The sequence below is a fragment of the Streptomyces gardneri genome, from assembly GCF_006539185.1.
Lineage (GTDB): Bacteria > Actinomycetota > Actinomycetes > Streptomycetales > Streptomycetaceae > Streptomyces > Streptomyces gardneri.
Genome location: NZ_BJMN01000003.1, coordinates 28744 through 42073, shown reverse-complemented (window position 1 = coordinate 42073; position 13330 = coordinate 28744). Strand labels below are relative to the sequence as shown.

General features: G+C 72.4%; 4 protein-coding genes. 2 read left to right on the top strand and 2 right to left on the bottom strand.

The window, feature by feature from the left end; translation table 11 throughout:
* The first annotated feature begins 110 nt into the window (after positions 1–110).
* Both SGA01_RS01855 and SGA01_RS01850 read left to right on the top strand, forming a co-directional pair.
* Positions 111–4220 (top strand): LamG-like jellyroll fold domain-containing protein, encoded by a 4110-nt coding sequence (locus SGA01_RS01855; protein ID WP_141292625.1) that lies wholly within the window; start codon positions 111–113, stop codon positions 4218–4220.
* Between the two features lie 151 nt (positions 4221–4371).
* A complete protein-coding gene (locus tag SGA01_RS01850) occupies positions 4372–10470 on the top strand; it encodes an RHS repeat-associated core domain-containing protein (RefSeq protein WP_167533974.1) in 6099 nt (2032 codons plus the stop codon).
* 82 nt (positions 10471–10552) lie between these two features.
* On the opposite strand, the gene SGA01_RS01845 is transcribed toward SGA01_RS01850, so the two are convergent.
* Both SGA01_RS01845 and SGA01_RS01840 read right to left on the bottom strand, forming a co-directional pair.
* Positions 10553–11767, bottom strand: a complete 1215-nt coding sequence (locus tag SGA01_RS01845) for a glycoside hydrolase family 64 protein (protein ID WP_141292621.1) — start codon at positions 11765–11767, stop codon at positions 10553–10555.
* 246 nt (positions 11768–12013) lie between these two features.
* Positions 12014–13225 (bottom strand): glycosyltransferase, encoded by a 1212-nt coding sequence (locus SGA01_RS01840; protein WP_167533980.1) that lies wholly within the window; start codon positions 13223–13225, stop codon positions 12014–12016.
* Positions 13226–13330: the final 105 nt, after the last annotated feature.

Genomic DNA, 13330 nt, shown 5'->3' with positions numbered 1-13330 from the left:
AATGAGTGGTTTCGGAGACGATGTCCCCACCTGCGACCTGCCTCTGTTACGTTGCGTGACGAGTCGTCACAACAATGTTCGAGGCAGTTCGAGCGGCAGGAGGGTTCGGCATGGTCACGGTTCGGCTGGGTCTCACCCATGCGCTCCTGCTGGCACTGGTCCTTCTCGTCGGTCCGGAGTCCTTGCCCGCTAACTCGGCGGCGGATGGCCGTCCCACCGTGGAAGCGACGGCCACCTCGGCGTCGGCATCGGCCCGGTCGACCGGTCGACGGGCGGAAGTCGTCGCCGAACGCACGACGACAGGGCAGGTCTTCGCCAATCCGGACGGAACCTTCACCCTCGAACAGCACCTCCGGCCGGTCCGCGCCCGCGACGCATCCGGCTGGCGCGATCTCGACACCACCCTGCGCGCCGGACCCGACGGATCGGTCGCGCCGCTGGGAACCACCGCCGCTCTCGCCTTCTCAGGCGGTGGCACCGCCCCGCTCGTCCGCTACGAGGCCGGCGGCGGACGGCTGGAGCTGAGCTGGCCGAAGCCACTGCCCCGGCCCGAACTGACCGGGGACACCGCCACGTACCGGGCTGTCCTGCCCGGCGTGGACCTCGGCGTCCGGGCGACCACGGACGGGTTCTCCCACGTGCTCGTCGTGCGTGACCGGTCGGCGGCGAGCAATCCGGCATTGGCGGAGCTCCGCTTCGGCCTGCGGACCGAGGGGCTCGCCGTCACCACCGACGCGGCCGGGAACCTCACCGCCGCCGACAGGAGCGGCCGTCCGGTGCTCCGCGCGCCCGCGCCGCAGATGTGGGACGCGACGGAAGACGATCTCGCCGGCCCGCACGCACCCGGCAAGGCCGCCGCCGGCCATCGGGCGACGATGCCGGTGAAGGTGACCGATACGACCCTCACTCTCTTCCCCGACAGGAAGCTGCTCTCCGACCCGCACACCCGGTTCCCGGTCACCATCGACCCCGAGTGGTCGTCCGGCCCGGGCGGCTGGGCGCTGGTCTACGGCGTGCCGGAGGGATACCGGAACCAGTCGTACTGGCTCGGGGACGGCGACGGCATCGCCAAGGTGGGGTACAGCACGTGGGAGCGCCCGACGGTGCTCGCCCGGTCGTTCTTCCAGTACGACCTCCGGGCGCTGGCCGGGAAGCAGGTGGTGCGGGCGGAGTTCAACGTCTTCGAGTCCTACGCGCCCTCGTGCTCGCCCCGGGGCGTCGAGTTGTGGCAGACCGGTGTCGTCGAACCGTGGACGACCTGGGAGAACCAGCCGCCCGGCATCCGGAATCTGGGCACCCAACACGTCGCGCACGGCTACTCGGCGTCCTGCCCGGCCAACTGGATCGGCTTCGACGTCACCCCGGCGGCGGTCGACGCCGTGGGCGGCGCGTCGTTCGTGACCCTGATGCTGCGGGCCGAGGACGAGGGAGACAGGTACGCCTGGAAGAAGTTCCGCACCGACCCGTCGCTGATCGTCACCTACAACTCCTTCCCCGACCCGCCGGAGCGGCTGTCCGCCGGAGACCTCGGCTGCGGGCTGCAGCCCCACGAGCCGTACACGCGGAGCGCCACCCCCGTCCTGTGGGCCACCGTGGCGGATCCCGACCGGGGGCCGCTGGCCGCGGAGTTCGAGTGGTGGGTGCGCGGTGATCACCGGGTGGACTCCCGTACGACCGTGATGCAGGAGTCCGGTACGCCGTTCTCGGTGACGATCCCGCCCGGGACGTTCACGGACGGCAGCAGGGTCGGCTGGCGGGTACGCGGCTGGGACGGCCGGGTGCACGGTCCCTGGTCCCCGTGGTGCGACCTGACGGTCGACCAGACCGCGCCCCGGAAGCAGCCGGTGGTCACCTCCGCCGTGTACCCGCCCGACGAGCTGGGCGGCGGCGTGGGCCGGACCGGCGGCTTCACGCTGTCGACGGACGGCGATCCGGACATCGTGCGCTTCCGGTACGGCCTGGTCACTCCCCCGACGCGGGAGGTCGCGGTGGTCGACGGAAAGGCCGTGGTGGAGGTGACGCCCGGCCGGGGCGAGCCGCACGACCTGTACGTCGTCGGTGTGGACCGCGCGGGCAACGAAAGCCGCCCGACGACGTACCACTTCCTCGTCCGCACCACCCGCTTCCCACCGGTGCACCATTGGCGGATGGACGGGCGGCTGTCCGCCACCACGGTCCCGGACGCCGTCGGATCGGGAGCGGACGGGACCCTCACGCCCGGCCCGACGGGCTGGACCACCGGGCGGCAGGGGGACGCCGTACGCTTCGACGGCCTCACCGGCCATGTCGCCATGGGCGAGCGGTCCACCGTGCACACCGGAGGCAGCTTCTCCGTCGCCGCCTGGGTGAGGCTGGACCGGCTCGACGGGCCCTGGCGGACGGCGGTCAGCCAGGACGGTGTCCGCGCCAGCGGGTTCTACCTGCAGTACCGCAGCGACACCCGGCAGTGGGCCTTCACCGTCCCGGTGTCGGACACGGACCACTTCGGCGGCGACCGGGTGTCCTCGGACATCCCCGTGCGCGCGGGTGTGTGGACCCATCTCGCCGGGGTGTACGACGCGGGCGAACAGCTGATCAAGCTCTACGTCGACGGCCGGTTCGCCGGGCAGGCCGAGCACCGCTCCCCGTGGCACGCGAGCGGACAGGTACAGATCGGCCGCGGCCGGTTCAACGGTGCGCCGGTCGACCCCTGGCCCGGCGCGCTGGACGAGGTCCGGCTCTACGACCGGGTGCTGAGCGACGGCCGGGTACACACCGGAGACCGGGTCGCGGTCGACAGCGACATCCACGCGCTCGCCACCGGAACGTCCGTCGAGGAAGGACGCTGGACGTTCGAGGAGAACACCGCCGACAGCGCCGCGGACTCCTCAGGCATGCGCCGGCACGGCGAGCCGCAGGGCGGTGCGGCGTGGGCTCCCGGGCACGGCGGCGGCAGCGCGGTGGCGCTCGACGGCGTCGACGACCACGTCGGCACCGCCGGACCGGCGGTGCGCACGGACGGAAGCTTCACGGTCAGCGCGCGGGTCCGGCCGAGCGGGCAGGCCACGGCCCCGATGACCGCGGTGAGCCAGGACGGGGACCGTGTCAGCGGCTTCCAGCTCGGCTACGACGGACCGCGCCGGCGTTGGGCGTTCACCATCGCCGGGTCCGACGCCGACGACCCCGTACGGTACGAGGCCTCCGCCCCGGCCGGGGCGGTGTCGAGCGAGTGGACCCACCTCGCCGGGGTGTACGACGCCTCGGCCGGGGAGCTGCGGTTGTACGTGAACGGCACGCTCCAGGCGGTGGGGCGTGACGGTGAGCACCGGCACCACGCCTCGGGAGCCTTGCGGATCGGCCGGGCCAAGGAGCGCGGAGCCGCGGCGGAGCACTGGGCCGGATCGGTCGACGACGTCCGGGTGCACTCCGGGGTGCGTACCCCGGGTCAGATCGCGGAAGAGGCCGCGGACCCCCAGGAGGGCCGGCCCTTCGCCCGCGACGGGCTGAACCGCTACCTCGGACACAACGGCGAGCACGTCACCACCGGTGGCCCGGGCAGCGGCGGTCTCGCTCCGCCCGGCTACCACATGGAGCACGAGCTCGGCTGGTTCGCACCGGCGGGCGCGCCGGACACCACTCTCCTCTACTCCTGTCTGACGGGTGAGGACCAGTTCACCTCCGTCGACGCCCGGTGCGAGGGACACCGTCGTCTGGCCGTCCTCGGCCCCGTGTACCGGAACGCGCCGGCCGGCGAGGCGACCGTGGCGCTGTACCGGTGCCGCACCACGGCCGGCGAGCACTTCGACTCCTGGCACCCCGGATGCGAGGGCCAGGAGACCGAGTTCCTCCTGGGCCATGTGCGGGCGTACGCACCGCTGGTGCGCCACGTACAACCGGACCGGCCGGGCGACCACTGGAGCAGCGTGGGCGGTGTCCCCTCCGGCTATCGGGCGGAGGGCCGCATCGGTGTCCTCTCCTTGGTCGAACGGCCCGACACCCGACCGTTGTACGCCTGCCTGGACGGCGTGGACGCGTTCAGTTCCCTCGCCGCGGACTGCGAGGGGGCCCGGCAGGTCCGGCTGCTCGGATGGATCCGTACGCGGGCACTGCCCGACGAGACGGGCTACGAGCTCAGACGCTGCCGGGTGACCTCCACCGGGGAGCGCTTCGATTCGACCGACGCGTCGTGCGAAGGCCAGACCGTCGACATGTCGCTGGGGCACCTGCTGCGCCGGCTCTGAACACCCCACCGCCCGGACCACCCGACTGATGACCGATGGCCACTGACCTTGGCCGCACACGCTGGATCGGAGAACTGCGATGGACCGGGCCGTTGCGATGCGACGCAGGCCGCGGACACGGCACCGTGCCCGCGCGACCGTTCTGGCCGCCGTGTTGCTGAGCTCCCTGCTCGCCGCCCTGCCGGCGGATGCCGGTCAGCTGTTGCCGGACAGGGCTCGACGGGGAACGCCCAGCCCCGTGCAGTACGACGCGCCGGTCGAGGTCACCCCGGTGAAAGTGCGGCCGATCGCGCCGGATCCGGCCGCCGCCGCCCAGCAGAGGGGCACTCCGCCGGTGGCCTGGCCCGCGGCCGAGGCCGCGGACGTGGATCTGCCGGCCTGGTCGTCGGACGGCCTGCCCGGCCTCGTCCACGCGGGCCGGACTCCGGTGTGGATCGGCCAGGTGGACCCCGCGCTCGACGCCCCTTCGCCCTCCGAGGTCGGCGTCACGGTGCTCCCCCGTGAGTCGGCCGTCGACGCCGGACTGCCCGCCGCCCTGCTGTTCGACCTGCGCGCGGCAGACCGCGGGAGCGACTCCGCCTCGGTGGCCGTGGAAGTGGACTACTCCTCGTTCCGTCATGCCTTCGGCGGGGACTGGGCCGCCCGGCTCCGGCTGGCCGCCCTCCCGCCCTGCGCGGCCCGGACCCCGCGACGCGCGGAGTGCCGCACTCTGACACCGGTCCCCACCCGCAACGACCTCGCGGCGGGCCGGGTCGCGGCGCGGCTGGACCTCTCCGGGCCCTCCACCCGGTTCGCGCTGGCGGCGACCCCTGAGGGGGCGACCGGCGACTACAAGGCCACTCCCCTGTCGCCGTCGGCGACTTGGCAGGTCTCGACGAACAGCGGGACGTTCGGCTGGACCTACCCGATGCGCGTTCCGCCGGTCCCGGGCGGCCTCCAGCCCACGGTCTCGCTGAGCTACTCGACCGGCGCGGTCGACGGACGGGTCGCCGCCTCCAACAACCAGCCGTCCTGGATCGGCGAAGGGTGGGACCTCTGGCCCGGTTACATCACGCGGTCGTTCGCCTCCTGCTCCCACGACATCAGCGACGAGCGCAAGAAGACCGGCGACCTGTGCTGGGCCGGTGACCACCATGTGTCGATGGTGAACGGCGGCCGCGCGACCGAGTTCGTCCACGACGGGTCGGGCGCGTGGCGGCCGAAGGACGACGACGGCTCCAGGATCGAGCTGCTCACCGGTGCCTCCAACGACGACAAGTTCGGCGAGCACTGGAAGGTGACCACGGCGGACGGCACCCAGTACTTCTTCGGGTCCCGCCCGGAGCGCCGGTCCACGTGGACGGTCCCGGTGTTCGGCAACGACGCGGGTGAGCCCTGCCACACCGGCACGTTCGCCTCCTCGTGGTGCCCGCGGGCGTGGCGCTGGAACCTCGACCACGTCGTCGACCGGCACGGCGGCACGATCTCGTACCACTACGGCAAGGAGACCAACTCCTACGGCCTGAACATGGCCAAGGCGAAGGCCGAGTACACCAGGGGCGGTCAGCTGGAGCGGGTCGAGTACGGCACCAGGGAGGGCGTGGAGGGACCCGCCCCCGCCCGCGTCCTCTTCGAGTCGGCCGACCGGTGCGCACCGCAGGCGGACTGCGCGCAGCACACTCCGCAGAGCTATCCCGACGTGCCCTGGGACCAGGACTGTGCGGCGACGGCCGCGGCATGCCCGGAGAAGTACGCGCCCACCTTCTGGACCACCAAGCGGCTCGCCAAGGTCACCACCCAGGTCCGCGGCGACTCCGGCTACTCCGACGTCGACTCGTGGTCGCTGAATCACCTCTTCCCGCTTCCGGGTGACAGGACCAGCCCGGCACTGTGGCTGAGCGACGTCACGCACACGGGGCTGGCGGGCGGACGCACGAGCGTGCCGCCCGTCGAGTTCCACGGCGAGGCGCTGCCCAACCGCGTCGACTCCAGCCCCGACGGACTTCCGCCGCTGAACAAGTTCCGCCTCCACGCGGTGCACAACGAGGCCGGCGGTGTGCTGAGTCTCGGTTACGCGCCGGCGAACTGCCGGGCCTCGGCCCTGCCCACCGCCGAGACCAACACGCTGCGCTGCTTCCCGGTCCACTGGGCGCACGAGCAGGGACAGGCGCGGGACGACTGGTTCCACAAGTACGTCGTCTCACAAGTCGTGCAGACGGACCGGGCCGAGGGCGCGCCGAGTCAGGTGACCACCTACGACTACCTCGACGGCGGCGCGTGGCGCTACAACGACAACGAACTGATCCCGCGGGAGCGCCGGACGTGGTCCCAGTGGCGGGGCTACGGCAGGGTGCTGGAGCGCAAGGGGGACCCGACCGATCCGGGCGTGGCGCGCACGGAGAAGGAGTTCCGCTACTTCCGGGGCATGCACGGAGACCGGCTCGACCCGGCCGGGGGCACCAAGCCACCCGTGCAGCTGGAGGACACGGACGGCCGCCTGGTCGAGGACTCCGAAGGCCTCCAGGGCTTCCTCCGCGGGGAGATCACCCGCCGGGGGCCGGGCGGGCCGGTGGTCACCGACGTCATCACGGACGCCTGGCGCAAGCAGACCGCGAGCCTCGGCAGCCGGACCGCCGTGATGGTCCGGCCGAGCCGGGTGGTCACCAAGACGGCGCTCGACGAGGGCCGGTGGCGGCGTGCCGAGCGGCACACCCGCTACGACGAGCACGGTCTGGTCTCCGAGACCGACGACCTCGGGGACACCGCGACGGCCACCGACGACCGCTGTGTGCGCACGAGTTACGCCCGCAACACCACGAGCTGGCTGCTGTCGCCGGTGAGCCGTACCGAGACGGTGGCCGTCTCGTGCGGTACGCCCGCCCGCTACCCCGAGCACGCCGTGTCGGACGAGCGCACCTTCTTCGACGGAGGCGCGTTCGGTGCCCCGCCGACCGCCGGTGACCCGACCAGGACCGAGCGGGTCGTGTCGTACCGCGACGGTGTTCCCGAGTACGCCGTCAAAGAGCAGGCCCGGTACGACGTCCACGGCCGGGCGGTGGAGACGACCGACGCGCTCGGCCGGCGGACCACCACCGTCCATACGCCGGCGACCGGACCGGCGCTCAGCACCACCGTCACCGATCCGCTGGGCCACACGACCACCACCGACCTGCGGGTCGAGTGGGGCGAGCCGCAGACCGTGACCGATGCCAACGGCCGCCGCACCGATCTGTCGCACGACCCGCTGGGCCGGCTGACCTCGGTGTGGAAACCGGGCCGGGCCAAGGCCTCCGAGGAACCGCACACGCGGTTCCGGTACCTCCTGCGCAAGGACGGGGCGAGCGCCGTCACCACGGAGAAGCTCGTCGGCTCCGGGGACTACACCTCCGAGGTCGCCCTGTTCGACGGTCTGCTGCGGCCTCGTCAGACGCAGAAGCCGGCCTGGGGCGGCGGCCGGGTCGTCACCGACACCCGGTACGACTCGCGCGGGCTCGTCGTGCTCACCAACAAGCCGTACAACACGACCGGACAGCACGGCCCCGACCTGGTCGAGGCCGACCCCATCGCGGTGCCGTCACAGGTGCTCACCGAGTACGACGGCGCCGAGCGGGTGACCGCCTCGGTCGCCAGGACTCCCGGCCGCGAGTGGCGGACCGTCACCCGCCACCACGGGGACCACACGGAGGTCGTCCCGCCGAGCGGCGGCACCACCACGTCCACGTACACCGACGCCAGGGGCCGCACCACCCAGCTGCGGCAGTTCCACGGCGCCGAGCCGCTCGGCGCCCACGACGCCACCGCCTACACCTACACCAAGGGCGGCGAGACCGAGACGGTCACCGACGCCGGGGGCAACATCCTGCGGTACGTGTACGACCTGGCCGGCAACCGCGTCGAGACCCACGACCCGGACAAGGGCACCACCCGGATGACCTACGACGCCGCCGGGCAGCTGCGCACCCGCACCGACTCGCGCGGGAAGACGACCGTCCACTCCTACGACGCCCTGGGCCGGCGGACCGCCGTCCGTTCCGGCTCGGAGACCGGACCGCTGCTCGCGGAGTGGACGTACGACACCGTCCCCGATGCGAGCGGGCGCCCCCTCAAGGGCCTGCTCGCCTCCTCCGTCCGCCACACCGACGACGGTGCCTACCGCACGCTCGTGACCGGGTACGACGCCGGGAACCGGACCACCGGCACGGTGCTGACCCTGCCCGAGGCCGAGGCGGGCCTGCCGCGCAGCTACGAGACGGTCACCGCCTACAACCCCGATGGCAGCCTGGCCGGCAGGCGCCTGCCCCGGGTCGGCGACCTGCCGGCGGAGAGCCTGGTGTACCGCTACGACGCGCTCGGTCTCCTCAAGTCGCTGACCTCGTCGGCCGGCGAGTACGTCACGAACATGCACTACACGGCGTTCGGGGAGCCCGCCCGGCTGTCGCAGGGCACGGAGGGCGCCTCGCTGTGGCAGAGCACGTACTACGAGCCCGGCACGCGCAGGATCGAGCGCACGCTGACGGAGCGGGAGAGCGGTTCGCTCAAGGTCGACGAGACGACCTACGGGTACGACCCGATCGGCAACGTGACCCGGATCCGCAGCGACGCCCCGGACGGCCTGGACACCCAGTGCTTCGCCCATGACCACCTTCGGCGCACGAAGGAGGCGTGGACGCCGTCCGGGGACTGCCAGGGTGCACCGGGAAGCACCGTCGGCGGGCCCGCGCCCTACTGGGCCGGCTTCACCTACGACCCGGCGGGCAACCGGCGCACCGAGACCCGGCACGGTCTCGCCGGCGCGGCCGACACGGTCCGGACCTACCACTACCCGGAGCCGGGTTCGGCCCAGCCGCACACCGTCCGGTCGGTGACCACGACCGGTCCCTCGGGAACGGCGGCCACGGGCTCGGGTTCCGGTTCCGGGGCCCTCGACGAGCAGACGCAGGTCTACGCGTACAGCCCCACCGGAGCCACCACGCTGCGGCCGGGCCCTTCCGGCACGCCCCAAGAGCTCACGTGGGACGTGGAGGACCGCTTGGCCTCCGTGGAACAGGACGGGCGGACGACCTCGTACGTCTACGACACCGAAGGGGTCCGGTTGATCACGCGGGATGCCGGCGGGCGTTCCCTCCACCTGCCGATCGGCGAACTGCGAGCGGACGCCGACGGCCGGCTGCGCGGGACCCGTTACTACGCGGACGGCAAGGACCGCACGATCGCGGTCCGGGTGGGCGCGCGCGTCAGCTACCAGGTCAGCGATCTGCACGGGACGGGCACCCTCGCCGTCGACGCGGCGAGCCTGGCGCCGACCCGCCGGAGGCTCGACCCGTTCGGACTTCCCCGGCAGGCCGCCGCCGGGCCGGACGCCGCGCAGCCTGCGCTGCCGGGCCGCCGTGGCTTCGTCGGCGGTACCGAGGACGCCGTCACCGGGCTCACGCGGCTCGGCGCCCGCGACTACGACCCCGGGACCGGCAAGTTCCTGTCGGTCGACCCGATGGTCAATCCGATGGACCCGCAGTCCCTGAACGGCTTCGCCTACTCGAACAACAATCCGGCCAGCTTCAACGACAGCACCGGCTTGATGATCTGCGCGCTGGTCGACGCTCCCGGCGGTGCCCGCTGCATCATTTCCGGTCTGACCCGCCCGCCGCTGAGGATCGAGAACGTGCCTCCGTCGTCGAGGGACGGGCACCGCTGCCTCGGGCCGCTGCGCTGCGACAGCCCTCTGGACAGGAAGTCCGGCATCTTCGGGAGCATGGACCTCTGCTCCGAGCGGGCGTCGGCCTACGCCGTGGGCTGCGCCGCCACGCGCAACCGCGACCGGGAGGCCCGGCAGGAGGCCGAGAAGCAGCGGCGCGCCCGCGAGGCCGCCGAGCAGCGCGAGGCCGCCCGTCGGAACATGCAGGGAAGCATCATGGAGTGCACGTCCTTCTCCGTCTCGCTCATCATCGTCGGCTTCGGCTTCGAGTACTGCAGCGGCCATGACTCCGCCGGACCTGGCGGAAGCGTCTCCGTGAAGTTGTCGGGCGGCTGGGGACTGCCGGGCGTCAGCGTCGCGAAGACCGTCAAGGGCAGCGAGGGCGACATCGACCCGCCCGGGACGCTGACCATCAGCAAAGACCTCTCGGCGACCACCGGCCACCTGGGCATCGGACTCGACGGCTCCCTCACGACGTCGACCCGCGACGGCTCGCTCACCGGCGGCACCGGGATGTCCTGGGGAATCGGAGGCCCACGGGTGTCGGCGGGCGTGGAGTTCGGCTGGAGCTTCCGCTGACCGAGGACGACTCCGGCCCTGAACCGAGGCAAGCTCGGTGCAGGGCCGGAGCCTTGGTCTGCGGGTCACGTCAGAGGTGGGCCTAGTCGAACGGGTCCAGCGTGATGTAGGCCTGTCGCGGATCGCCGTCGTGCACCAGGGACTCGTGTGCGCCGACGTCGTCGAAGGCGAAGCCGTACGCCTTGCCGTCGGCCATCTGGGCGTGGATCTTGCGGGAGTAGTGGTTGGTCACCGCGTCCTTGTAGAAGCCGGCCGACGAGGTGTCCGGCTGGTTCGGGTTGGTGAGCAGGGTGGAGCGGTTGTAACCCGCGCAGAGCGTGCGGGAGATGGGGCCGCGCACCTGGTCGTTCGGGGCGTCGAGGAGCTTGTAGCAGCCGAAGACGCTGTCGGAGTCGGGCTTCTGGAAGGAGGTGACGACGGCCCCCGCGCTGTTGGTGAAGTTCATGACGTTGCCCGAGACCCGGCCGTGGTACTTCACCGAAGGTTGGTTCGCGAAGGGCGTCACGGTCAGGGTCGAGGTGGCGTACTTGGTCCAGACGCGGTTGATGTAGTCGTTCATCACCCCCGAGGGCAGCGCGCCGGCCTCGATGCCGTGGCCCGGGGCCAGGGCGCGCAGCACGGTGCCGTCGGCGCGGGTCTGGATGAGGTTGGCCCAGCCTCCGGGCTGGCCGCGCAGTGCGTCGTAGAAGCCGCGGTAGCCGCCCGGCTTGAGGCGGCCCGTGTTCGCGACGGTGCCGTCGGGGCGCTTGACGCCGACGGCGTACGGCGCGGAGACCATGTCGACCTGGGTGCTGTTGATCCACAGGCCCGAGTCGTTGAGGGTGTACTCGGACCAGTTGAACAGGATGTTCCTGTTGGGATCGCTGGGGTTCTGCACCGCGGGCTGGACCAGGCCGCCCGTCGCCAGTTTGAAGACCAGCTTCTGGCCGTAGCTGAAGTAGATCCGGCCCGAGAACTTCGGCATCCGGATGGTGATCGAGCGGCCGGTGGCCGGGCCGGTGATGGCGGCGTCGGGTGCGGGCACGGGCGTGGAGCCCCCGGCCGGCCACGGGTGGAAGGTGCCGTTGGCGTCCGCCCACCCCTGCCGGCCGGTCGAGAGCTCGGTGCCGAGGTTGTAGACGTAGACCTGCTCGCCACGGGCCGAGTTGTTCGTGAAGGTGAGCGGGATCGTCGCGGGGACGGCGGCGGAGGCCGGGTCCGGGTCGGAGGCTCCGACGACGGTGACGGTGGCGCCGATCAGCGCGGCGGCGGCCAGGGGGATGAGCCGGATGCGGGTGCGCCTGTGCCGTGGGGACATGAGGGCTCCTCGGAGGTGGGGACTCCGTGCTGGGGGACGTGAGCTCGTGAGAGCGCTCTCAAGAGTGGCGAAGATGGCCTGGACCTGTCAATGAATCAGGCGGTGGCCGGGCAGAAAGACCGTGCCCACAACGCACAAATACGGTGGGTCAGCGGTCAATTCGGGAGGCGAGCCGAAAGCGCGTCAGGGGGCGAGCGGTCAGAGCGACGGCCGGTCGAGCGCTCAGCGCGACAGTCGGTCGAGCGGTCAGCGCGACAGTCGGTCGAGCGCGGCGAGCACCGGCGCGACCCCGTCCTCCGCGGCCAGGCGGTCGGCCAGCGCGCGGGCACGCACACAGTGGGATTCGTCCGTCGTGGCCCGGTGCAGGGCCCCGGCCAGGGCCCCGGAGGTGAGACGGCGCAGCGGCACCACCCCGGGCGCGGTGCCCAGCGCGGTCAGCCGGGACGCCCAGAACGCCGCGTCGAACTGGACCGGCACCGGAACGCTCGGCACCCCGGCCCGCAGGACGGCGCCGGTCGTGCCCGCCCCCGCGTGGTGGACGACGGCGGCCGTCCGCGGGAACAGCAAGGAATGCGGTACTTCGTCGACGGTCAGGATGTCGTCGCCCACGGCACCCAGTCCTGCCCAGCCCCGCTGGACGATCCCCCGCACCTTCGCCGCGCGCAGCGCGGTGACGATCTCGCGGCTCACGCGCTCGGGATCAGGAACGGTGGCGCTGCCCAGGCCGACGAAGACCGGTCGGGGCCCGGCGGCGAGGAAGTCCTCCAGTTCCCGGGACAGCTGCCCGGTCTCGTGCGGCCACCAGTACCCGGACACCTCAAGGCCGGCAGGCCAGTCCCGGGGCCGGGGGACGACGAGCTCGCTGTAGCCGTGAAGCACCGGCCGCACACGCCGAGTCCGGAACCTGCCCGCCGTCACGAGCCCGTGCCGCCGCCCCAGTGACCGTACGGCGTCGGAGAACAGCACCTCCACCGACGTCATGACGACCCGTCCGCTCAGCCGGTTCCCCACCGCGCCCAGGGACCTCGCCCCCAGGACCGGAGCGGGGAACTCCCCGGTCGGATGCAGCGGCTGAAGGTGCAGCCCCAGGGCGGGCACCGACAGGCCATCGGCGATGGCGTACCCGAGCGGCCCCAGCGACCCGCTGACCAGCAGGACCTCACCCTCCCGCGCCACGTCCACCAGCGCCGCCGTCATCTCGTCGGCCGCTCCCCGGGCCATGGACGCCAGCCGTACGAGCTTTCCCGCGCCGGTCCTGGCGTCATTCAGCCGTCGGCCCCGCGCGGAGTGCAGCTCGGCACGGGGGTCGATCGGCAGCGGACGGAACCGCACCCCCGACCCTGCCACCAGCGGCTCGAACACCCCGTGCGCGGCCAGCGTCACCTCATGCCCGGCCCGTACGAGACCGGCACCCAGACCCGTGAACGGCGCGACGTCGCCCCGCGACCCCGCCGTCATCATCACGATGCGCACGCCGCCAGTGTGCCCCACCCGATACCGGCCGAGCGCCGTGCTCGGCCGGATTGCCTATGCTCCCTGTGTCCGGCAGTGCTGTGCCCGGGC